23 protein-coding genes and 1 pseudogene are annotated in these 22503 nt (G+C 64.8%); 10 read left to right on the top strand and 14 right to left on the bottom strand.

Annotated features, from left to right (window positions below; all coding sequences use genetic code 11):
- Positions 1-88: 88 nt before the first annotated feature.
- From ACVWW6_RS28900 to ACVWW6_RS28890, 3 genes are all read left to right on the top strand, one after another.
- The gene (locus tag ACVWW6_RS28900; protein WP_011087332.1) at positions 89-871 is read left to right on the top strand and encodes a transporter substrate-binding domain-containing protein; all 783 of its coding nucleotides are present in this window, start codon (positions 89-91) and stop codon (positions 869-871) included.
- A gap of 234 nt (positions 872-1105) precedes the next feature.
- Positions 1106-1984 (top strand): DUF2147 domain-containing protein, encoded by an 879-nt coding sequence (locus ACVWW6_RS28895; RefSeq protein WP_456681787.1) that lies wholly within the window; start codon positions 1106-1108, stop codon positions 1982-1984.
- Between the two features lie 181 nt (positions 1985-2165).
- Positions 2166-2522 (top strand): hypothetical protein, encoded by a 357-nt coding sequence (locus tag ACVWW6_RS28890; protein ID WP_028173994.1) that lies wholly within the window; start codon positions 2166-2168, stop codon positions 2520-2522.
- A 57-nt stretch (positions 2523-2579) separates the two neighbouring features.
- Here ACVWW6_RS28890 and ACVWW6_RS28885 read toward each other — a convergent pair whose 3' ends face one another.
- Positions 2580-2984, bottom strand: a complete 405-nt coding sequence (locus ACVWW6_RS28885) for a (R)-mandelonitrile lyase (RefSeq protein WP_038967426.1) — start codon at positions 2982-2984, stop codon at positions 2580-2582.
- Between the two features lie 16 nt (positions 2985-3000).
- Positions 3001-3699: a ribonuclease activity regulator RraA gene (locus tag ACVWW6_RS28880; RefSeq protein ID WP_456681786.1), complete on the bottom strand. Its 699-nt coding sequence runs from the start codon at positions 3697-3699 to the stop codon at positions 3001-3003.
- Positions 3700-3947: 248 nt separating this feature from the next.
- Here ACVWW6_RS28880 and pxpB point away from each other — a divergent pair, with 248 nt between their 5' ends.
- The 3 genes from pxpB to ACVWW6_RS28865 are packed head-to-tail and all read left to right on the top strand — an operon-like array spanning position 3948 to position 6514.
- Positions 3948-4679, top strand: a complete 732-nt coding sequence (pxpB, locus tag ACVWW6_RS28875) for a 5-oxoprolinase subunit PxpB (protein ID WP_028173992.1) — start codon at positions 3948-3950, stop codon at positions 4677-4679.
- The gene (locus ACVWW6_RS28870) at positions 4676-5713 is read left to right on the top strand and encodes a 5-oxoprolinase subunit C family protein (RefSeq protein ID WP_304565058.1); all 1038 of its coding nucleotides are present in this window, start codon (positions 4676-4678) and stop codon (positions 5711-5713) included. Before pxpB ends, ACVWW6_RS28870 begins: the two co-directional genes overlap by 4 nt.
- A 30-nt stretch (positions 5714-5743) precedes the next feature.
- The gene (locus ACVWW6_RS28865; protein WP_456681785.1) at positions 5744-6514 is read left to right on the top strand and encodes a LamB/YcsF family protein; all 771 of its coding nucleotides are present in this window, start codon (positions 5744-5746) and stop codon (positions 6512-6514) included.
- Here ACVWW6_RS28865 and ACVWW6_RS28860 read toward each other — a convergent pair whose 3' ends face one another.
- The 6 genes from ACVWW6_RS28860 to ACVWW6_RS28835 all read right to left on the bottom strand — a co-directional run bounded on the left by ACVWW6_RS28860 (position 6515) and on the right by ACVWW6_RS28835 (position 13287).
- Entirely contained in the window at positions 6515-6667 is a 153-nt protein-coding gene (locus ACVWW6_RS28860) for a hypothetical protein (RefSeq protein ID WP_014495196.1), read from the bottom strand.
- 331 nt (positions 6668-6998) lie between these two features.
- Entirely contained in the window at positions 6999-8618 is a 1620-nt protein-coding gene (locus tag ACVWW6_RS28855; protein ID WP_375762707.1) for a sulfite reductase subunit alpha, read from the bottom strand.
- Positions 8615-10396: a NirA family protein gene (locus tag ACVWW6_RS28850; RefSeq protein ID WP_456681784.1), complete on the bottom strand. Its 1782-nt coding sequence runs from the start codon at positions 10394-10396 to the stop codon at positions 8615-8617. Before ACVWW6_RS28850 ends, ACVWW6_RS28855 begins: the two co-directional genes overlap by 4 nt.
- Before the next feature lie 334 nt (positions 10397-10730).
- Positions 10731-11897: a CmpA/NrtA family ABC transporter substrate-binding protein gene (locus tag ACVWW6_RS28845; protein WP_456681783.1), complete on the bottom strand. Its 1167-nt coding sequence runs from the start codon at positions 11895-11897 to the stop codon at positions 10731-10733.
- Positions 11894-12484 (bottom strand): ANTAR domain-containing response regulator, encoded by a 591-nt coding sequence (locus ACVWW6_RS28840; RefSeq protein WP_011087344.1) that lies wholly within the window; start codon positions 12482-12484, stop codon positions 11894-11896. Before ACVWW6_RS28840 ends, ACVWW6_RS28845 begins: the two co-directional genes overlap by 4 nt.
- Before the next feature lie 239 nt (positions 12485-12723).
- Positions 12724-13287: a hypothetical protein gene (locus ACVWW6_RS28835; protein ID WP_028173987.1), complete on the bottom strand. Its 564-nt coding sequence runs from the start codon at positions 13285-13287 to the stop codon at positions 12724-12726.
- 190 nt (positions 13288-13477) lie between these two features.
- Here ACVWW6_RS28835 and rimO point away from each other — a divergent pair, with 190 nt between their 5' ends.
- Positions 13478-14797 (top strand): 30S ribosomal protein S12 methylthiotransferase RimO, encoded by a 1320-nt coding sequence (gene rimO / locus ACVWW6_RS28830; protein WP_011087346.1) that lies wholly within the window; start codon positions 13478-13480, stop codon positions 14795-14797.
- Between the two features lie 19 nt (positions 14798-14816).
- On the opposite strand, the gene ACVWW6_RS28825 is transcribed toward rimO, so the two are convergent.
- The 5 genes and pseudogenes from ACVWW6_RS28825 to ACVWW6_RS28805 form a co-directional block, all read right to left on the bottom strand.
- Positions 14817-15764, bottom strand: a complete 948-nt coding sequence (locus tag ACVWW6_RS28825; RefSeq protein ID WP_456683191.1) for a hypothetical protein — start codon at positions 15762-15764, stop codon at positions 14817-14819.
- Between the two features lie 37 nt (positions 15765-15801).
- Positions 15802-15933, bottom strand: a pseudogene (locus tag ACVWW6_RS28820) (hypothetical protein); the annotation flags it as partial.
- Positions 15930-16349 (bottom strand): carboxymuconolactone decarboxylase family protein, encoded by a 420-nt coding sequence (locus ACVWW6_RS28815; protein ID WP_456683190.1) that lies wholly within the window; start codon positions 16347-16349, stop codon positions 15930-15932. The gene ACVWW6_RS28815 and the pseudogene ACVWW6_RS28820, both read right to left, overlap by 4 nt.
- Positions 16282-16713 carry a MerR family transcriptional regulator gene (locus ACVWW6_RS28810; protein ID WP_456681782.1) on the bottom strand — a complete coding sequence of 144 codons (432 nt, stop codon included), beginning with the start codon at positions 16711-16713 and terminating at the stop codon, positions 16282-16284. Before ACVWW6_RS28810 ends, ACVWW6_RS28815 begins: the two co-directional genes overlap by 68 nt.
- A gap of 157 nt (positions 16714-16870) precedes the next feature.
- On the bottom strand, positions 16871-17818 hold the full coding sequence (locus ACVWW6_RS28805; RefSeq protein WP_456683189.1) for a hypothetical protein: 948 nt from the start codon (positions 17816-17818) through the stop codon (positions 16871-16873).
- Positions 17819-17941: 123 nt separating this feature from the next.
- Between ACVWW6_RS28805 and ACVWW6_RS28800 the strand changes: the two genes are divergently transcribed.
- From ACVWW6_RS28800 to ACVWW6_RS28790, 3 genes are all read left to right on the top strand, one after another.
- The gene (locus ACVWW6_RS28800; protein ID WP_456681781.1) at positions 17942-19090 is read left to right on the top strand and encodes a tetratricopeptide repeat protein; all 1149 of its coding nucleotides are present in this window, start codon (positions 17942-17944) and stop codon (positions 19088-19090) included.
- A gap of 128 nt (positions 19091-19218) precedes the next feature.
- Positions 19219-19860 carry a hypothetical protein gene (locus tag ACVWW6_RS28795; protein ID WP_456681780.1) on the top strand — a complete coding sequence of 214 codons (642 nt, stop codon included), beginning with the start codon at positions 19219-19221 and terminating at the stop codon, positions 19858-19860.
- Between the two features lie 267 nt (positions 19861-20127).
- Positions 20128-21324: an acetylornithine transaminase gene (locus ACVWW6_RS28790; protein ID WP_375762715.1), complete on the top strand. Its 1197-nt coding sequence runs from the start codon at positions 20128-20130 to the stop codon at positions 21322-21324.
- Positions 21325-21449: 125 nt separating this feature from the next.
- On the opposite strand, the gene ACVWW6_RS28785 is transcribed toward ACVWW6_RS28790, so the two are convergent.
- Entirely contained in the window at positions 21450-22424 is a 975-nt protein-coding gene (locus tag ACVWW6_RS28785; RefSeq protein ID WP_028173980.1) for a quinone oxidoreductase family protein, read from the bottom strand.
- Positions 22425-22503 lie beyond the last annotated feature (79 nt).

Below are 22503 nucleotides of genomic sequence, written 5' to 3'. Positions count from 1 at the left end.
CAATTCTGCCTCGCCAGCGGCGGGCATCTGGTCTAAATCCACGTCTGAAGAGCTGCACAATGACAGCTTGGGCTTGGGTGGAGAAGAGATGACCGTTCGATTCCTGTCGGCTTTGGCCGTGGCGCTGCTGATGAACCTTTCGGCCCACGCACAGCAGGCGGCGCCGTCGCGCCTCGACGAGATCATGAAGCGCGGCACATTACGTGTCGGGATGACCGGCGACTACAAGCCCTTCACCTATCTGGACAAGGCCACGCAGCAGTTCAGCGGCTTCGACGTCGACATGGCGGAGGCGCTCGGCAAGGCGCTGGGCGTCAAGGTCGAGTTCGTGCCGACGGCCTGGCCGAAGCTGATGAAGGATTTCGAGGCCGACCAGTTCGACATCGCCATGGGCGGCGTCTCGGTGACGCTCGACCGGCAGAGGAAAGGCTTCTTCTCGATGCCGATCATGCGCGAAGGCAAGACGCCGATCGCGCGCTGCGCCGATGTCGGCAAGTACCAGACGCTCCCTGATATCGACAAGAAGGGCACCCGCGTCATCGTCAATCCCGGCGGCACCAACGAGCGTTTCGCCCGCGCCAACATCAAGGACGCCGACATCACCGTCTTCGCCGACAATACCGTGATCTTCGACGAGATCGCCAAGGGCAATGCCGATTTGATGATGACGGACGCTTCCGAGACGCGCTACCAGCAGAAGCAGCATCAAGGCGTGCTGTGCGCGGTGCATCCGGAAAAACCGTTCGACTTCTCCGAGAAGGCCTATTGGCTCCAGCGAGACATGGCGCTGAAGGCCTTCGTCGACCAGTGGCTGCACATTTCCATGGAGGACGGCAGCTACAGGAAGATCTACGCCGCCTGGTTCGACTAGAGCGTCTTCGAGCGAAATGGGTATCGGTTCGCGCGTTCCGATTCCATCGGAACGGGACTGTGGACCGCGTCCTCCTGTCGCTTGCTTCGGCCAAATTGTGGACGGGTTCCGGGCGCATTGAACCCGAACCCGCCGGAGCACGACTCATACGGATGAAAGTGATCTAGATCACTTTTTGCGATCGCGCCGGGGCGTATGCGTCGGTCCGGGGACCATCTGTTCAGGAGATGCGAAATGAGGAAGCTGTTGGCCACGGCCGCATTCCTTTTGGCGAGCACCGCTGCGCAAGCGCAGTACACCTTCGAATATGGCGGGCGCACCATCCGCATCGATCCCGACCGGGGCACGGTGTCGATCCCCGGCGTCTATGACAACACCGGCCAGGGCAAGGCCAAGAAGGCCAAGAAGAACGAGACAAGTCCGGGCCAGCAGGCGCCGCAAGAGGCCAAGGCCGATCCGCAAGCCCCGGCTGCTCCGGCGCCTCCACCGGCCGCTGCCACAGCGCCGCCCGCAGCCGTGCAGGCTCCCGCGCCCGTCGTGGCCGCACCGCCTCCCGCGCCACCTGCTCCGCCGTCGGCGACCGCCAATGCTGCACCGGCTGATACGGCCGTCGTGCCTCCGCCCGCACCGCCTCCGGCCCCTGCTCCCGTCGAGCAGCAGGCGGCTCCCGTGGCGCCGCCCCCGCCGGCTCCGACCGTGGCTGCCGCACCCCCGGCGCCACCTGCGCCGCCCGCGCCGGCGCCTGCCCCCGCACCCGTTCAGTCGGCCGCTGTCGCGCCGCCGGCTCCCGCTGCTGCACCGACGCGCGACCTCAATTCGCCGCTCGGCATCTGGCTCACCGAGGAGAAGGAAGGCAAGGTCCGCATCGAGCAATGCGGCAACAACCTCTGTGGCTATTCGGTCGACAGCAAGTCGAACCAGAACGGCGAGCAGGTCCTGATCAACATGAAGCCCGGCAAGGACCAGAAATGGTCCGGCCGCATCCTCGATCCCAACACCGGCTCGACCTACGATTCGACGATCGCCATGAAGGGTACGGATCGCCTGCGCGTGCAGGGCTGCGCCTTCGGCGGCATGTTCTGCGGCGGCCAGACCTGGACGCGGGTGAACTAAGCTCGGCTTCGACACTTTGACGGAGACAAGGGGCCCGTGATCCGGGCCCCTTTGCTTTTGCCCGCGGTGTCATCGCGAGGTGCGCCACCTCACAGAGCCTGCTGCGCGCGTGACAGCCCTCACATCGCCGGTTGCGCAACCCATGCCACGATCGCCGCATGGTCAACCCCAGGGGCGTGTCATGAACGGTTTTCGCAAAGGTCTCTTCGCCACGATTGTCGCCATCGCCTTCCCGCTCACGCAGGCAGGCGCAACGACAAGCACTTTCGACGGGACATGGAACGTCCGCATCTCGTCATCGAGCGAGACCTGCGGCAACGGCGCGACCGTCGCGATCGGCATCAACAACGGTCAGATCGCCTCGAGCAGCGCCGCGGTGTCCGCATCCGGCCGCGTCGCCGATGCCGGCAGCATCAACGTCACCTTGAGCACCGGCATCAAGCGTGCAGTCGGCTTCGGCCGGCTGAGCGGCACGTCCGGCTCCGGCACATGGCGCGGGGCCCTTTGCACCGGCACGTGGACGGCGGAGCGGATTTAGGCTCTGGATCGCCGACGCATCGCCATGGGGCGATGCGTCTTGTCCGGGGCGCGAGCGCTAACCCAGCGCTGCGCCATACTCCGCGTCGGTGACCGGCTCCAGCCAAGTCGAGTAGACGCCGTCGAGCGCTTCCTGCATGGCGATGTGGCACATGCCGTTGGTCGGCGATGCTCCGTGCCAGTGCAGCTCGCCCGGCGGAATCCAGACGGTGTCGCCGGGGCGGATCTCACGGACCGGTCCGCCCTTGGTCTGAACGCGCCCGACGCCGGAGATGACGTAGAGCGTCTGCCCGAGCGGATGGTGATGCCAGTTGGTGCGCGCGCCGGGCTCGAATGCGACGCGCGAGCAGTTCAGCCGTGCTGGCGCGGGCGCCATGATCACGGGATCCTGCCACACGGTGCCGGTGAAGTTTTCCTTGGGCGCGCGGCGGGTCGGCCGCGTGCCTGCGACAGTGATATCCATGGTGTCCTCGCTTCTGTTACTTCTTGCTGGCGGCGTAACGCGCCTTGGTCTCGGCGTTCATGGGATAGAGCCCCGGCAACACCGCGCCGTTGTTCACCTCGTTGACGATCCAGGCTTCCATCCGCTCCTGCTCGACGCCCTCGTTGAGCACGTGATCGAGCATCGCCTGCGGGATCAGCACGCAGCCGTCCTGGTCGGCGACGACGATGTCGTTCGGGAACACGGCGACGCCGCCGCAGCCGATCGGCTCGCCCCAGCCAACGAAGGTCAGGCCCGCCACCGACGGCGGCGCGGCGTTGCCGTCGCACCAGACCGGAAGATTGGTGCCGAGCACGCCCTCGACGTCACGCACGACGCCGTCGGTGACGAGCGCGGTGACGCCGCGCTTCATCATGCGCGCGCAGAGGATGTCGCCGAAGATGCCGGCATCGGTGATGCCCATGGCATCGACCACGGCGATGCAGCCCTCCGGCATCGCCTCGATCGCGGTGCGGGTCGAGATCGGCGACGACCAGGATTCCGGCGTCGCCAGATCCTCGCGCGCCGGCACGAAGCGCAGCGTGAAGGCAGGTCCCACCAGCCGCGGCAGGCCCGGGCGCAGCGGGCGCGCACCGCGCATCCACACGTTACGCAGGCCCTTCTTCAGCAGGACCGTGGTGATGGTGGCAGTGGTGATGCCGGCGAGGGTCTTGCGGGCTTCGGGGGACAGCGACATGGAAACAGACGAGCTCCGGATGGGCGGGAAAGAACGCGCGCATCTTGCGAGCCGGGCGCTTTCCGTCAAGGGCCAAGAACGCAGGGCCGTAGAGCGGTTATGCGACGCGATAACAAGGCTTTATCGCTTCCCCTTGCATTAATTTATTGGACTTGCGGGCGCATTTACGCGAAGCAGGGATCAGCGGAACTCAAGGCTGAGCCCGCGTTTCCTGAGAAGCCCGATTTCGACAGCGCTTTGACAGTTCAATGGCCGCGACGCTTCCCCCGCCCCGCCTTCTGCCCAGTGGCGACAGCGCCGTCACGGTCGAGTTCAGCCGCACCATCGACGATGCCGCCAACCAGCGCGTGCTGGCACTCGACAAGGCGCTCGCGGCAAGCCCCATCGACGGCATCACCGAGACCGTGCCGACCTATCGCTCGCTGCTGGTGCATTACGATCCCGGCAAGATCGGCTTCGACGCGCTCGGCGAAAAGCTCCTCCCGATCGCGACCCAGCCGCTGCCGCCGGCCACCAGGACGCGCCGCTGGCGCATCCCCGTCGCCTATGGCGGCGAGCATGGCATCGACCTCGAGGATGTCGCCAAGGCGCTGAACACAACGCCTGACGACATCGTCGCCCGGCATGTCGCCGGCGACTACAAGGTTGCCATGATCGGCTTCACGCCGGGCTGGTCCTATCTCAGCGGCCTGGACAAATCCCTGCACATGTCGCGGCGGCAGAACCCGCGGCTGCTGACGCCGGCCGGCACGATCTCGATCGGCGGCATCCAGGCCGGAATCCAGTGCCTGGCCGCCCCGAGCGGCTGGCACCTGCTCGGCCGCACGCCGGTGCGGACCTATCAGCTCCACCGCAATCCGACCTTCCTGACCGAACCCGGTGATCGCGTGACGTTTTTCGCCATCGACCACAAGACGTTCGAGGAACAGGACCGCGCCGCCGAGGCCGGCGAGATCATCGCCGAGCAGGTGGTCGCATGAGCCGGCTCATCGTCGCCAGCATCGGCCCTGCAAGCTCCGTCCAGGATGGCGGACGGCACGGTGCGCAGCGCTACGGCTTGACCGTGAGCGGGGCGATGGACCGTCTGTCGCTCGCGGCCGCGAATACGCTGGTCGGCAACGAGCCGTTCGCGGCCAGTGTCGAGATCGGCCCGTTCGGCGCCACCTTCACCGCCCGTGACGGCGCCGTGCGCGTGGCGATTGCCGGCGCGCCGCGCAATGCCGACGTCGCGGGGCGACCGGTCGCCATGGACACATCGGTGACGCTAAAGGACGGCGAAACCCTGACGCTCGGTTTCGCCCGCGGTGGCGCCTTCACCTATCTGGCGATCGAAGGCGGGATCAAGGGCGAGCCGGTGTTCGGCAGCCTCGCGGTCAATGCCCGCGCCGGCCTCGGCAGCCCCTACCCGCGCCCGCTCCAGGCCGGTGATGAGTTCAGCGTCGATGCCGCGAGCGGCGCGGCGGAGCTGCGCATCGAGCTGCCGAAGCCCGTGAGCGGTCCGATCCGCGTCGTGCTGGGCCCGCAGGACGACGAGTTCGACGACGCCAACAAGGCACTGTTCCTGGACAGCGAGTGGAAGATCTCGGCGACATCAGACCGCATGGGCTACCGGCTCGAAGGCCCCGCGATCAAGCACCTGCACGGCCACAACATCGTCTCCGACGGCACCGTCAACGGCAGCATCCAGGTGCCCGGCAACGGCTCGCCGATCGCGCTGATGATGGACCGCGGCACCTCCGGCGGCTATCCGAAGATCGCAACCGTGATCACGGCCGATGTCGGCCGTCTGGCGCAGACCTCGGCGGGGACCGCGTTCCGCTTCAAGGCTGTCAGCATGGCGGAGGCCCAGGACGAGGCGCGCAAATTCGCGCAAGCCATCCGCAGCCTGCCCGATCGCCTCCGCTCCGCCGACACCGTCGCGCTCAACATCGAGGCGCTCAGCGATGCTAACGTCGCGGGCTATGCGGTCAGCGCGGTGGATGCCGGAACGTGGCAGGTCACGGCGGAGCCGTAACGACAAGACGACCAGAGGCGGAGAGCAACCATGAAGACGATCGATCTCAATTGCGACCTCGGCGAAGGTTTTGGCGCGTGGGAGATGGGCAACGACGCCGCGATGATCGAGCTGGCAAGCTCGGTCAACGTCGCCTGCGGCTTCCATGCCGGCGATCCCGACATCATGCGCAGGACGGTCGAGCTAGCGAAAGCACGCGGCGTTTCGGTCGGCGCGCACCCCGGATATCGCGACCTCCACGGCTTCGGCCGGCATCCGATCGCGGGCCTGAAGGCCTCCGAGATCGAGAACCTCGTCGCCTACCAGATCGGCGCTTTGCAGGCGATCGCGACCGCGGCCGGCCACAAGGTCACGCATGTGAAGGCGCATGGTGCGCTGTCCAACGTCGCCTGCGAGGACGACATGACGGCGAAGGCGATCGCCGCCGGCATCAAGGCGGTCGATCCAAGCCTGATCTTCGTCGTGCTCGCCAATTCGAAGCTGGTGAAGGCCGGCGAAGCGGCCAATCTGCCGATGGTGCACGAGGTGTTCGCCGACCGCGCCTATGAGGACGACGGCAATCTCGTCTCGCGCAAGAAGCCCGGCGCGGTGCTGCACGATGCCAAGGCGATTGCCGATCGCGTGGTGCGCATGGTGCAGGACGGCGCGGTGGTGTCCGTGACGGGCAAGGTGATCAAGATGCGGACGGATACGGTCTGCATCCACGGCGATACGCATGGCGCGGTCGAGATCGCGCGGACCTTGCGTCAGGCGTTGAAGGATGCGGCGATCGAAGTCGCGCCGTTCAAGCGCGGGGCGTGATCAGAACGGGTGCACCGACAGCGTGCCGAACACGATCGCGGCGATGACCGCGAAGGCGCTGTAGAGCCCGACGTGGTGCATGCTCGCCCCGGTCCGACGCGAGAGCGAGCGCGCGTAGAAGTGCAGCCTGGCTTCCGCCGATAGTTCGCGCATGGTCGATCTCCAACGCCCCATTTGCGCGAGTATGAAGGATCAACCCTGGCGGGAGGCAAGATGGCGGCGAAAATAGCGATGGTGGTTCTCTGAAGGCGCCCCGTCGCAGGTGCAAATTCTCTTCACACGCGGGTTCCGAGAATCTTATTCGTTAAGATCCGAGCCAGTTGGAACCGGCCCGGATGACGGCGGGATGACAGCCGGATTTTAGGCCCTGGACCCGGTCCAAACAAAAATGGCGAAAACAACCCCATGCACAGTAGAAACGCGCGCTCGGCGTGACGCCCGGCGCTTGCTCCGCCGGGACGATTCACGCTGATCTTGTCGCGCCTTAGTAGACGTCAGCCTGGAAGCGGCCGGTCTTCTTGAGCTCGGCGACAAAACTGACGGCTTCGTCTGTCGAGCGCGCCCCGAACTGGGCGACGATGTCGACCAGCGCGCGCTCGACATCCTTGGCCATGCGCTTGGCATCGCCGCAGATGTAGAGATGCGCGCCCTCGGCGAGCCAGGTCCACAATTCGCGGCCGACCTCGCGCATGCGGTCCTGCACGTAGAACTTCTTCTCGCCGTCGCGCGACCAGGCCAGCGACATGCGCGTGAGCAGGCCCGAGGTCTTCATCGCGTTGAGCTCTTCCTGGTAGAAGAAGTCGCAATCGCTGCGCTGGTGGCCGAAGAACAGCCAGTTCTTGCCCGGCGCACCGGTCGCCTTGCGGTCGAGCAGGAAGGCGCGGAACGGCGCGATGCCGGTGCCGGGGCCGATCATGATAACCGGCGTCTTCGGGTCCTGCGGCAGGCCGAAACCATGCGCCTTCTGCACATAGACCTTGAGCTTCTCGCCCTCAGCGATGCGCTCGCCGAGGAAGGTCGAGGCAACGCCGATGCGTTTGCGCTTGCCGATCACATAGCGCACGGAATCGACCGTCAGCGACAGTTTTCCCGGCGTCGCATTGTGCGAGGACGAGATCGAATAGAGCCGCGGCTGGAGCGGCTCCAGCGCCTCGACGAAGGCTTCGGGATGCGGCCGTATGCCGGAAAACTTTTGGAGCGCCGCCATCACGTCCAGCGTGGCGGCGTCGCCATCGGGATCCTCGCCCTGCGCCAGCGCCCGCGCCTTCTCGCGCTGCGCACCCCCGGTGATGAAGGAGATCAGTTCGAACAGCGAGTCCGGCGCCGGCGACAGCGAGACGTCGTCGATCAGCACCTCGCGCAGTGTCTTGCCGTTCACCTTGGTGGTGTGGGAAGCGCCGAGCAGTGCGATGATCTGGTCGACGAGGCCGACATCGTTGCGCGCGAACACACCAAAGCTGTCGCCGACGATGTAGTCGAGCTTGCTCGCGGAGAGATCGAACTCGACGTGATAGGTCTCCTTCTCCGACTTCCCCTTGTTGAGGAGGCGCCGCGACAGGAACGTCGCCTCGGTCGGATTGTCGCGCGAGCGGCCGGGCTCTGCGATCGTCACGGTCACGGCCGGCGCTGCCACCGCATCCGCCTTGTCGGCCCCCTTGTCACCCGCCTTGGCCGCCGGCGCCTTGTCCAGTTCCTCGTACAGCGACTTCAGCATCCGCGCGGTTTCCTTGCCGCCGGGAACACACAGGTTGAGCCGCGCTTCGCTGCGGGTGGCGATCGCCTCCGAATAGTCGTGGCAATTATAGCCGCACTGGCCGCAATCCTGCTGCGCCATCGCCGCCATCATCTTGCGGCGAACGGGACGCCCCTCTGCAAGCTTCATCCGGTCGGCGATCGGCATGGTCTGGTCGTGCCATGGCGCTTCGCCATCGTCGCCGTCGCCGGCTTGCATGACGGCGGCGCCCTGCTCCGCCGACAAGGGCGTAGCCACATCAGGCGACAGCAACCCGGCAAAGAATCCGTTCAGCCAGGAGCGCTGCGCGTCGGAGAACGGGGCGCTGGCGGGAATGATATCGAGTTTCGGCGGAGGGGTGATCTGGTTCATGCGGACACCTGTGCATCGGCAAGCTTGCGCAGCGTCTCGCCGTCATGGCGGCGCGCAAAGGAGAGGAAGGTTTCGTCGGGCGAGGCGCGATGGGCGATATAGGCCTTGAGCAGCGCTTCGACCGTCTTCGGAGCGTCCTCGGCCTTGAGGTCGTGATAGACCTCCTGCCCGACGTCGGCATCGGGGCCGAACCCGCCGCCGGTGAAGAGGTGATAGCCCTCGACCGTGTCGTCCTCGTTCACCGGCACCCGCGCTCCGATCAGGCCGATGTCGCTGATGTAGTGCTGCGCGCAGGAATGGTGACAGCCGGTGACGTGGATGTTGACCGGCTTGTCCATCTCGACGCGCGGCTCGCACCAGTCGCCGATCTCGGCGGCGTGGCGTTTGGTGTTGGAGGCGGCGAAGCGGCAGCCGGCATTGCCGGTGCAGGCGATCAGGCCGGCGCGGATATGCGAGGCCTCGACCGCGAGCCCGATCTGCTTGATCGCGGCAATCGCAAGCTCGACGTTCTCGTCGCGCACGCCCGGGATCAGCAGGTTCTGCCAGACCGTCAGGCGGATCTCCCCGTCGCCGAGGTCACGCGCGACCTTGGCAAGGCCCCGCATCTGATCACAGGTGAGCTTGCCGAGCGTCAGCGAAACGCCGATCCAGTTGAGGCCGTCCTGCTTCTGCTTGTGCACGCCGATATGAGCCATGCGGTCAGCCGCAGGCCGCGGCGCAAACGCCTCTTCCGGCACGCGCGTGAATGGCGTCTTCAGCCGTTCCTCGACGAGCTTCAGGAAGCCGTCATGGCCCATCGCGTCGAGCACGTATTTCAGCCGCGCCTTGTTGCGATTGGTGCGGTCGCCGTGGTCGATGAACACGCGCACGATGGCATCGGCGACAGCGGTCGCCTGCTCCGGCTTGACGATGATGCCGGAATACTTTGCAAAATCCTTGTGGCCGGTGATGCCGCCGAGGCCGAGCCGGAACCAGACCCCGGGCTCGACGCCGAACCCGTCCTTCACCTCGAACGCCGTGAAGGCGATGTCGTTGGTCTCTTCCAGCACCGCGATCCTGCCGGCGCCGTCGAAGGCGACGTTGAACTTGCGCGGCAGGCCGTAGAGCGAGCGGTCGTTGAGGATGTGGTAGTGCCACTCGCGCGCAAACGGCCGCGTGTTGATGATTTCCTGCGGATCGATGCCGGCGGTCGGCGTCCCGGTCACGTTGCGGATGTTGTCGGCGCCGGAGCCGCGCGAGCACAGGCCGAGATCCTGGATGCCCTCGATCAGCTTCACGGCGTGCTTCGGCGGGATCTCGCGAAGCTGGAGGTTGGCGCGCGTCGTGACATGGCTGTACGGCCCGCAGAGATCGTCGGCGAGATCGGCAAGGCCCGACAACTGCCAGTGCTTCATGATGCCGTTCGGGATGCGCAGGCGGCACATGTAGGAGTCCTGCGTCGGCGCGACATAGAAGATGCCGTAGTAGCGCCAGCGGAAATTGTCCGCCGGGCTCGGCGGCGCATTGTCGAGCGCCTGCTGGCGCAGCCGCGGATAGGCGTCGAAGGGATGCTCGTCGCGCTTGAACTTCTCCTGGTCGGCGAGCTTCTTGCCCGAGGCGATGACCTTGTCCTGCGCCTTGATGTGCACGGCATCCGGACCGGTCGGCTCGGCATTCGCCTTGCCGGAGCCGCCACCAAGGCCGCGACCGACCCGGCTGATCTGCAGACCGGTCGTGAAGCCTTCGAGATAGCGCTTCTGCTCGTCGGTAAAGTCGACTGAGACTGTTTCGAGTTTCATGGTCAGTAACGAAGCTCCTGCGGCCACCGGGGTGGTATCGACGGAAAATTGCGCGACCCGCGAGGCACTCGGCTGGCTCAAGAGCCTGCTCTGCACCCAACGGTCCGATCAGCTTCGTTGCTGCGGGACTCGGCTCAGCAGGCGTCTGTGACAAGCTGGCCGCAGTGCAACATACAAGTTGCGTGCCAGCTTCATCGAAATGAGAATTGCTGCAATTTCAGATCATTAGGAGTGCCCCCGGGAACTCCCGGGCGGGGAACTCTCACGAAATTCGAGCAGCCAGCCCAAAATTTAGACGAAGAGCCCAGGCGCCTAAAAACGATGCAGGATCGAATCAGGCCTTCCAGCGACCGACTTCGAAGGCCTCGAGATGCCCCCTGATATTGTCGGGATCGAAGACGGGGCCGGCGAACGCCCCGAACGCCGCGGGAGCCTCACTGGGCGCCGCTCGGCTGCCCAGGGCGGCATCATAAAGATCCGGCCTGAACACGGCCATCGCCGTCTTGACGCCATCCGGCGCCAGCGCCGTCTGTCCCCAGCGCACCATCTGGGCGTAGAGCCAGGCGGCCTGGACCGGATCCGGGCGCCCCGCCCCTTCGCGTCCGACCAGGAGGTAACGGCCGCTTTCGCGGAAGGTGCCGTCGGGCGAGATCTTCAGGCGTCCCGTGAGCGTGCGCTGGATCACCTCGGCATCGACGCCGATCCGCTCCGGCTGCGCCAGGATGCGCGCGGCCTCGATGCGGTTCTCCGGATGCTCAATGAACTCGGCGGCCTTCACGGCCGCGCGCACGAGGCTGGCGACCACGTCCGGATTCTTGTCGGCCCAGGTCTGGCGGACCGCCAGCACCTTCTCCGCCGCCCGGACGAGGATGTCGGAGGCGAAATGCAGGATGTGGCCGATGCCGAGATCGACCGCGACCGAATTCCAGGGCGCGCCGACGCAGAACGCATCGACATGGCCGCTCCTGAGGCTGTCCACCATGTAGGGCGGCGGCAGCACCACCAGCCGCACGTCCTCGTCGGGATCGACGCCGGCCGCCGCCATCCAGAACCGCAATTGGTAATTGTGGGTCGAGAAAGGAAAGGTCATGCCGAAGGTCAGCGGATCGGCACCTAGCTTGCGCCGCCTGGCGACCACCCGCGCCAGCGCTTTCGCCGTGACGAGCGGATCGAAGCGGTCGCCGTCGATCTCCTCCATCAGCGCGGCATGGAGCGTCGGCGACACCGTGATCGCGTTGCCGTTGATGCCGAGATTGAACGGCGCGGCGATCGGCACCTTGACGTGGCCGAGCCCGAGCGAGGACGCGATCGCCACGGGCGCCAGCAGATGAGCGGCGTCGAACAGGCCGATATTGAGCTTGTCGCGGACGTTGGACCAGGAGACCTCGCGCACCAGCTCGACGTCGAGGCCTTCGGCGGCAGTAAAGCCCTTGTCGACGGCGACGATCAGCGCGGCGGCATCGACCAGCGGAATGAACCCGATGCGAAGCGGTCCGGTCATTTCAGCATCTCCGACGCGGTGATGATCGACTGGGCGATCTCGCCGATTTTCTTCTTCTCGCGCATCGCAGTCGAGCGCAGCAGCACATAGGCCTCGTCCTCGGTGAGGCCCTTCACCTTCATCAAGATGCCCTTGGCGCGCTCGATGATCTTGCGGTCCTCGAGCTGCGACTTGGTGCGCTCGAGTTCCTCCTGAAGCTTGGCGAAGGCGTTGAAGCGGGACACGCAGAGGTCGAGGATCGGCTTGATGCGCTCCTTCTTCAGCCCGTCGACGATGTAGGCGGATACGCCCGCCTCGACCGAGGCCTGGATCGAGGCTGAATCGCTCTGGTCGACGAACATCGCGATCGGCCGGCGCACGGCGCGGCTGACCTGGAACATCGCCTCCAGCACGTCGCGGCTGGGGTTTTCCAGATCGATCAGGATGATGTCGGGATCCACCGCATAAATACGGGCCAGCAGGCTCTGCATCTCGCGGATATGGGCGACCTGCGTGAATCCGGCCTCCCGCAACCCCTCCTCGAGGATCGCGGCCCGGATCGGGCTTTCGTCGACGATCACGATTTTGGGCGACTGCTCGGCGCTCATGGCTCACTCACGTCAGGTGATTCATCCATAGCACGCCGGAACGCCCTGCAAAGGGTTGTAATTGACCGCATTTAGGACTAGCTCCTGCCGATCAATCAGGCAGATCAAGAGATATGCAAGAGACGGCTGCGCCCAAGGTCAGCTTCGTGTCGCTCGGATGCTCCTGAGACAACGAATGTAAACTTTCAAAGCCGCCCACTCCCGCCCGACGGCAGCTGCCATCTGGTGGGCTTACGCTCTTACGGAATCCTCGCGCCAGCGATCATTTTATCGAGGAGTGGCACGGCGGCCAACACCGCACCTTCGTTCTTGCCGGAGACCGCCAGCCGCACGACATAGGAGTTGCCGTCCTTGTCGACATCAACGTAATGCGCGATCACTTCGACCGGTTGGTCCTTCAGGGACGGATTGTCGTACCGGTTGATGATGACACCGGGGCTGGCCGAGGGAAGCGAGGTGATCTTGGCATTCTTGCCGGACGTCGCCGCCCAATCCTGATCGCTCGTTGCCACCCATTGAACCAGTTCGGTTCGATCCTTGTTGTAGCGGCCTTCGGCATAGATGATTGCTTCGGCGTTACCGAATCCCTTCCCCCTGGGCACGAACATTGAGGCGCCGTATTTGAGGCTTGCGGCCTCGTCCTTCGCCCACCCATCGGGCGCCTTCACGCGCGGCCTGAATTCCGGACACAGGCCTTTTTGTCCGTCGCAAACACGTAAGATCTTGTCGACTTCAGCCCGCGCCGGAAACATCGCACTCCAGGAAATGACGGCGAAAACCATGCCGAGGATGAAATGGCGCATCGCAGTTTAGCTCCGTGGAAATACGCAAGAACAGAATAACAACGGGAACGTGCACGTTGGAGGATTCATCTCGGCCCCTCCAGTCACACAATCGGAACCGGTCCATAGGTTAGTTATTGAATTTCGCCATCGGTTCAATTACTTGGATCGCTAAATCCGGACAATTCAGATCTAGGCTCCAGGCGATACAATGGACAGAGCGCCCCGCATTTCATTCACGTCACTCGGTTGTCCCAAGGCATTGGTGGATTCCGAGCGCATCATCACGCGCCTGCGCGCCGAGGGCTACGAGCTCGCCCGCAAGCATGACGGGGCCGACATCGTCATCGTCAACACCTGCGGCTTCCTCGACAGCGCCAAGCAGGAATCGCTATCGGCGATCGGCGAGGCCATGGCCGAGAACGGCAAGGTGATCGTGACGGGTTGCATGGGCGCCGAGCCCGAGCAGATCGAGCAGGCCTATCCCGGCGTGCTGTCGATCACTGGTCCGCAGCAATATGAGAGCGTGCTGGATGCCGTGCACCGCGCGCTGCCGCCGGCGCACAATCCGCATCTCGACCTGGTGCCGCCGCAGGGCATCAAGCTGACGCCGCGGCACTACGCCTATTTGAAGATCTCCGAAGGCTGCAACAACCGCTGCACCTTCTGCATCATCCCGAAGCTGCGCGGCGATCTGGTCTCGCGCCCGGCCAATGACGTGCTGCGCGAGGCCGAGCGGCTGGTCGGCGCCGGCGTCAAGGAGCTGCTGGTGATCTCGCAGGACACCTCGGCCTATGGCGTCGACCTGAAATACGCCGAGAGCCCGTGGAAGGACCGCCAGGTCCGCGCCAAATTCCTCGACCTCGCGCGCGAGCTCGGCGAGCTCGGGGCCTGGGTCCGGCTGCAATATGTCTACCCCTACCCGCATGTCGACGAGGTCATCGCGCTGATGACGCAAGGTACGGTGCTGCCCTATCTCGACATCCCGTTCCAGCATGCGAGCCCCGAGGTGCTGAAGGCGATGAAGCGCCCGGCGGCGCAGGACAAGACGCTGGCGCGGATCAAGCGCTGGCGCGAGGAATGCCCTGATCTTGCCCTGCGCTCGACCTTCATCGTCGGCTTCCCCGGCGAGACCGACGCGGACTTTGCCTATCTGCTCGACTGGCTCGACGAAGCCGAGATCGACCGCCTCGGCTGCTTCAAATACGAGCCGGTTGCCGGTGCGACGTCGAATGCGATCGCCAATCCCGTGCCGGAAGAGGTCAAGCAGGAGCGCTACAACGCGCTGATGGCGCGCCAGCAGAAGATCTCGGCGCGCAGGCTGAAGCGCAAGGTCGGCACGCGCCAGCAGATCATCATCGACGAGGTCGGCCCGACCGTTGCCCGGGGTCGGTCGAAGGCCGATGCGCCCGAGATCGACGGCGCGGTCTACCTGTCGAGCCGCCGCCCCTTGCGCGTCGGCGAGATCGTCACGGCAAAGATCGAGCGCGCCGACCAATACGACCTGCACGGCAGCGTCGCGGGGTTCTGAGAGCACTCCGTCAACGGGCTCAACCCAGCGTCGCCCGGTAAATCCCGTCCTCGCCGAAGTGATAGAGATGCCTGCCGCGGCCCTGCAAACGGCCGCGCGGTCGCGCTGAGCCGTCGGGCATGAACAGGTATGCCCGCCTCACAAGAATCATGCCCTCTCGATCCGATCGTCCGATGTAGGCCACATTGGGTGGATCGTCGTATTGGCCCGAGAACAGAATCTCCGTCTCGGACATTGCGAACGCGTGGCAGCCTCGAAGCTTCGTTTGCTTCCAGGTCAATTCGAAGTCTGCGCCAATCCGATAGAGCGGGAAATCCGAGTAGAAGAAAATGGCGGCCTCTGGGCCCGCCACATTGAGCGCGTAGCAGTCGTCAATCGTGTGGTCTGCATCTGCTGGAAATTCCCAGACCTTCTCTCCCAAAGTCGAGAAGCAAACCAAGCCGGCCTGCCCGACCGAACTGCCAAAAACACCCTCGTCGAAATACCCAATCCAGATCCGTCCGAGGTCATCGATCTGGAGATCGCTGATGGCATCGCCGAGGCCGACGCGGTCTGCTCGTCCGGTCCGGGGATCAAAGATGACTCCGTTCAGGTCGTGGTCGGTCTCGGCCCGCCAGTTGTGTCTGCGGCTCGCCAGCAAGACCCGCCCGTCGGGAAAGAGGTCGACATGAGAATGGCCGAGCTCAAGCGGAGGCAGATCGATCCATAGCTCCGATCCGGCAGCCGACTTGTGCAGACCGTAACGCTTCAACCTTTCCATCTTCGGATGCGGCAATACGCCAGAAGCGCGCAACGCGGCTGCAGTCGATGCGCTGTCTCCCGAGGACTCGAACAGGAAAAGTAGCGACTGATCGCCCGCAACCCCGCTCGCAACGAGCGAAAATCCGAGACGCGTCGGCTCCGTGCCAATCTTTTCGAACTGTATCGATCTAATCAAACGAGCCCCCGATGCTGCCTGAGGCAGCATCACCAAGCGCGCGCCGGGCGCAAGCGCGAAGTCGCGATCAGGCTTCGGCCAGCCATTTCGGCACCCAGCGCTCCGGACGCGGCGCGCCGGCGAGGTCGGCCTGTGCCTCGGCTAATTTTGCCGGCTCGCCCCCGATCGTCGGGCGCACATCGTGTTCGAAGTTCGTCATGTCGCTTCTCCCGACCCCTGCTGTCCGTCATGCGCGGAAAACACCTCCTTGGCTGCGAACAGCCCGTTCACCGCCGCCGGGAAGCCCGCATAGACGGCCATCTGCATGATGATCTCCACGATCTCGTCGCGAGACAGCCCGACGTTCAGACCCGCCTCGATATGCACTTTGAGCTGAGGCGCGGCATTTCCGAGCGCCGTCAGCGCGGCGATCGTCGCGATCTCTCGATCGCGCAGGCCGAGATCCGGGCGGCTGTAAATGTCGCCGAAGGGAAACTCGATCACGTATCGTGCGAAATCCGGAGCGATGTCGGCGAGTGAGGCGACGACCTCTTCGCCGGCTCTGCCGTCAATGCGTGACAGGGCCCGCTGGCCGCGATCGAAGCGGCTTTCGGCTTGTGTTTGGGCGTGCGTCATTTTCCTTCGTCCTCTGTTCGCCGCCGGCATAGCCGGCGATCTTGGTATCAAGGACGAGCAGGCATTCCCGGAGTTCGGCAATCTCCGTGCGAACCTGTTCCCGGTGGATTTCCAGCATCTGCCGCCGGGCTGGCCCAGTGGCTTCGCCTTCATCACGAAGCGCCGCATAACGCAACATGTCCCGGATCGGCATTCCCGTGGTCTTGAGCCGACCGAGGAATTCGATCCATGTGAGGATCGATGCGTCAAAGTCACGCTGGCCGGAACGATCCCGGTCTGCGTATGGCAGCAGCCCGATGCGCTCATAATAACGCAACGTGTGAGTCGACAAGCCGGTTCGTTTTGCGAGGTCGCCGATCTTCATGTGTGCCCGTTCTCGTACTGACGCACGTACAGATACCCCTTCGAGCGCACTCTAAGTCAAGGGGGATCGAAGGTGCCGTTCCCGCGAGGTCAAGATGGCACGACAGCAGAAGATTTCGGCGCGCCGGCTGGGCGGCAGCATCGCGGGATTCCGAGCTTCAGGATGCCGCCAGCCATTTCGGCACCCAGCGCTCCGGGCGCGGAGCGCGGACGAGATCGGCCTTCGCCTCGGATAGCAGCGCAGGCTCGCCGTCGATGGTCGGGCGCAGATCGTATTCGAAGTTCGGCATGACGCGGCCGTCGGCGTAGAGCCCGAAACTCATCGCGTACCACAACCCGAGCTCGGGCTGTGCGCGGCGCATCTCTTCGCGCAGGTCGCGTAGCAGGGATTCGATCGAAGAAGCTTCCTCGAACGGCTGCGGTCCACGCGTGAGGACGCGCGCCTGATACTGCGCGCCCGATATCGCGACCTCGAAGCTCGTCTTGTCCCAGGGCTTCTTCCCCTTCGGCAGATGCGCCGCCAGCCGCCAGCCGAGCTCGGCCATCAGGCGGTGATTGGCCCAATAATCCTCGCGATCCCGGCTCCATTTTTCCACGAAGCCGCGAAAGTCGGGAAGCTCCGACGATGCGTCGTCCGGCGTCATCGGCTCGCCAGCCGGCCGCCCGGCGAGCCACCGCGCAAGCTCGACCGTCTGACACTCGACCTCGTCATGCGGCAGCAGGTCGCTCCAGGCGTTACCGAATTGCTGCGACGTCAGTTTTGCGAGCAGACCGTCAAGGCTCGGCGCCAGCAGCTCGTAGTCGCCCTCCGACCCCAGACCGACGATCGGCGGATTGTCCCGGTCGAGACCGGCACCGTACCACCCGCCGACGGCCGAGCCGTCCGGAAGTCGCATGAACAACGAAAACCTGTCGCGCAGGGGACTACCGTCGACGATCGGCGCATGATCGGAGAACTGGCCTTGCAGGGAGAAGCAGCCGACGCTGCCCCAGGGGCGCCCGTTCAGCCAATCGGCGAAATCGACAAGCAGGGGTGGCGCTTCGATGCCCGGCGGAAATGCGCCGCGAATGCTGTCGAGGTCGATCGGGTAAGGCGTATCGGACAAGGCTGAATACTGTCTGTTGGTCACGCCAGTGTTGGTCTCAACGGACCAGCGTCCGGTTCGAACCAATTCGCATCCTTCGATCACAAACGCGCCAGAGGCTCAATGGTTTCTGCGCGGCTATCGATGAAATACAATCACGAGGTTGGTATCCGGGCCGGGCTGTGCGCGATTGGCACAGTATTGATCCTGCTTGCACTTCCCGCCGCTGCGCAATCGCCATCACCCGCCCAGGCGCGGCAATGGTGTTTCGGCACCGACAAGGTCGGCGACGACCGGCGCCTCGCCGGCTGCTCGGCGGTGCTGCAAGCCAATCCCTCCAATGCGCTGGCGCTTGCCAACCGCGGTGAGATCTTCCGGCGCAAGGGCGACGCCGAGCGTGCGCTCGCCGATCTCAACCGCGCCATCGATCTCGAGCCGAACGACGCCATCGCCTGGTACAATCGCGGCATTGCCTATGACGATCTCGGCAATCGCGACCACGCCATCGCCGACTATACGCGCGCGATCCGGCTCAAGCCAAATGACGCGCTCTACTACAACAACCGCGGCAATTCCTACATCGGCAAGAACGACTACGCCCATGCGCTCGCCGACTACGATCAGGCCATCAAGCTCGATCGGACATTCGCGCTCGCCTATTTCAACCGCGGCACGGCCTATCGTGAGCACGGCGAGGCCGATCGCGCGCTCGCCGATCTCGACATGGCCATCAAGCTCGATCCCAACTACGGCCCGGCCTACGGCAACCGTGCACGCATCTTCCGCGACAAGGGGGAGCGAGCCCGGGCGCTGGCCGATTTCGGCAAGTCGCTTCAACTCATGCCGAACAACGACCGCGACGCCTATGCGCGCGCGAACATGTATTTCGACGACCACGATTACCCGCGGGCGCTGGAAGACTACGATCGCGCGATCAAGGCCAATGCGAGCTATGCCGGCGTGTTCAATGCCCGCTGCGTGACGCGCGCGATCCTGGGGCAATTGCAGGAGGCGCTGGCCGATTGCGAGCAGTCGCTCCGGATGCGCCCGGGCGATCCCTACACGCTGGACAGCCGCGCCCTCACCTACCTCAAGCTCGGCAATCTCGACGCGGCGATTGCGGACTACGACGCGGCGCTGAGCGCAAAGCCGGAACTCGACAGCGCGCTCTATGGCCGCGGGCTTGCGAAACGGAAAAAGGGCGATGCTGACGGCGCCGAGCGCGACATCGCGGCGGCCAAGGCGGTCAATGCCGGCATCGCCGATCTGTTCGCCCGTTACGGCGTGCAGTAGTTTCCCTGTCGCAACGCCATCGTGCCGCGCACGACCGCACGCCGGAATGTGACACTATAGTGCATTCACGCGGAGGTCACGTACTCGTCCTAACTCTGCCGCGCTTTCAACGCGAGCGAGGATTGATGATGAGCTGCCTCTCGGACATGCTGCGCACGCAGCGCTTCGACGATTACCGCTTCTACCACCAGAGCACCGTCAACCAGACGCTGCACCTCTTCAGCGCCGTGATCTTCCTCGCCTGCTATGCGCTGCTGTTCAAAGATCCGGCGCTCGCGGGACTCGTCGGCTGGCTCGCGATGCTGACACGGCAGACCGGGCATTTCTTCTTCGAGCCGAGCGGCTATGACGCAGTCAACGACGTCAGCAACGCGTACAAGGAAGCGGTCAAGGTCGGTTACAACCAGACCCGCAAGATCATCCTGCTCCTGGTCTGGGGCAGCGCGCCGCTCGCGCTGTACGTGTTCCCCACCCTGTTCGGACTGTTCGATCTACCCGCCACGCGTCTCGACTTCATCCGCCATGTCGGCGCGCTCTGGCTCGCGATCGGCATTGGTGGCGGACTTGCGCGCATGATCCAACTCTTCGTCGCGCGCGATGTCACAACCGGACTGGTATGGGTGTTCAAGGTGCTGACCGATCCCTTGCACAACATCGCACTGTACTGGACATCCCCGCTCAAGCTGATGCGCGGCGAGCTCATCGACAGCGCGATTGCGGCTGCGGATTGGGGGGCGGAGGACGCCGAAGAAGCTGCGCATCCGACCTGACCGATGCACGCTCGGCGGGCATCTCGCGAAACGCCCGCTTGACAAGTCCTGCCCTTCGGCTGTAGGGACGCGGCCCATGATCAATTCTCGGACCAACCGCCGCGCAGCTTTCCGTCGTCGCACCCGCGACGATGATGGGTTGCGCCATGTCCGACGACGCCGCTGAAGCACTGAATTCAGCCAGTTTTCGAGAAGGCCGCACCCGCAAAGTGCGGCCTTCTTGCTTTTTGCGTCCATTTTCCACCCGCCCCTCCAGAGGAGTTCGACATGATCACCGCCACCCATCCGTATGATGCGCTGATGGACATCACCGCACGGCCCAAGGCCGTGTTCGTCCGCGGCGCCGGCTCCTACCTCTGGGACGACAGCCGCAAGCGCTATCTTGATTTCGTACAGGGCTGGGCCGTGAACTGCCTCGGCCACTCGCCATCGGCGATCGCCGACGCGCTTGCCGCGCAGGCCAAGCGGCTGCTGACGCCAAGCCCGGCCTTCTACAACGAGCCGAGCCTCAAGCTCGCGCAGGCGCTGGTCGCAAACAGTGCCTTCGACCAGGTGTTCTTCGCCAACTCCGGCGCGGAGGCCAATGAGGGCGCGATCAAGCTCGCGCGCAAACACGGCAGCCTGCACAAGGGCGGCGCATTCGAGATCATCAGCTTCGAGGGCGGCTTCCACGGCCGGACACTGGCGACGATGTCGGCCTCGGGCAAGAAGGCGTTCGAGCCCTTGTTCGAGCCGAAGGTCGCCGGCTTCAAGAAGGCGAAGCTCAACGACATCGCCTCGGTCGAGAAGCTGATCAACGACAACACCGTCGCGGTCATGCTCGAGCCGATCCAGGGCGAGTCCGGCGTATGGCCCGCGACCGATCAGTTCCTGCAGGAGCTGCGCGCGCTGACAAAGGCGCACGGTCTGCTGCTCATTCTTGACGAGATCCAGACCGGCATGGGCCGGACCGGAAAGCTCTTTCACTACGAGCACGCCGGGATTTCGCCCGACATCATGACGCTCGGCAAGGGCATCGGCGGCGGCGTGCCGCTCGCCGCCCTGCTTGCGACCGAACGGGCGGCCTGCTTCGAGCACGGCGACCAGGGCGGCACCTTCAACGGCAACCCGATCATGTGCGCGGCGGGCCTTGCGGTGCTGGACGAGGTCGGCAAGCCGGACTTCCTGAAGTCGGTCACCGAGACCGGCCTGTTGCTCGAAAGCGAGTTGCAGAAGGTCTCGGCCCGGCATGGCCTCGGCGGCGTGCGCGGCCGCGGCCTGCTGCTCGCGCTCGACCTCAAGCTGCCGATCGCGCCCGGCATCGTCGCGCAGGCGTTCGAAGCCGGCGTGCTGCTGAATGCACCGCAGGTCGACACGCTGCGCTTCATGCCGGCGCTGAACGTGACGCGGGCGGAGATCGCCGAGATGATCGATTGCCTCGACGCGATCTTGACCAAGGCCGGCGCGGCGAGGCGCGTGGCGTAGCGGCGCATACACAAGCTCGTCATTCCGGGGCGATGCGAAGCATCGAACTACGGTGCGCAATTGCGCGCCTGAGAATCTCGAGATTCCGGGTTCGGCTCTTCGAGCCGCCCCGGAACGACGGTTAGCTACGGCTTCAAGATCGACGCGCCCGTGGTCTTGCGGCTTTCGAGATCGATATGCGCCTTGGCGGCATCCTTCAGCGCGTAGGCGTGGTTGATCGGCACGTGCAGCTTGCCGTTGATGACGGCGGAAAACAGCGTGTCGGCGCCTTCCAGCAATTCCTTGCGCGTGCCGACGTAATCGTTGAGCTTCGGCCGGGTCGCGAACAGCGAGCCGTGGTTGTTGAGCTCGGCGATCGAGAACGGCGGCACCGGACCCGAGGCATTGCCGAACGAGACGAACATGCCGCGCGGCTTCAGGCAGGACAGCGAGCCCGGGAAGGTCGCCTTGCCGACGCCGTCATAGACGACATCGCAGCCCTCGTTGCGGCTGATTTGTTTGACGCGCGCGACGAAGTCCTCCTCGTTGTAGAGGATGACGTGGTCGCAGCCATTGGCTTCCGCAAGCTCGGCCTTCTCGCGCGAGCCGACCGTGCCGATGACGTGGGCGCCGAGCGCCCTCGCCCATTGGCAGGCGAGCAGGCCAATGCCGCCGGCGGCGGCGTGGATCAGCACGCGATGGTGCGGCTCGACCTTGAAGGTCTTGTGCAGAAGATACCAGACCGTGAGCCCCTTGAGCATCAGCACGGCGCCCTGCTCGTGGGTGATGTGGTCGGGCAGCTTGACCAGCTTCTCCCAGGGGATATTGCGCTCGCCAGTATAGGCGCCGAGATTGTGGTAGTAGGCGACGCGGTCGCCGGGATGGAAATTCGTGACACCCGGCCCGACCGCGATGACCTCGCCCGAGGCCTCGTTGCCGGCGATGAAAGGCAGCTCCGGCGCCTTGTAGAGGCCGGTGCGATAATAGACGTCGATGAAGTTCAGCCCCACCGCATGCTGGCGGATGCGCACCTCGCCGGGGCCGGGCGCCGGCACGTCGACGCTCTCATAGACCAAGGCTTCGGGGCCTCCGACCTTGTGCACACGGACGGCTTTGGTCATTGACTGACCTCCTCTCGGTCGTCGTGGCGGCAAGCCAAAGACATCACGACCACCTTGTCAACTCGACTTGGAATGGAAC

This window comes from Bradyrhizobium sp. USDA 3311, from assembly GCF_054062495.1.
The sequence above is the reverse complement of the archived record's forward strand: the minus strand, read 5'-3'. Positions and strand labels throughout refer to the sequence as shown.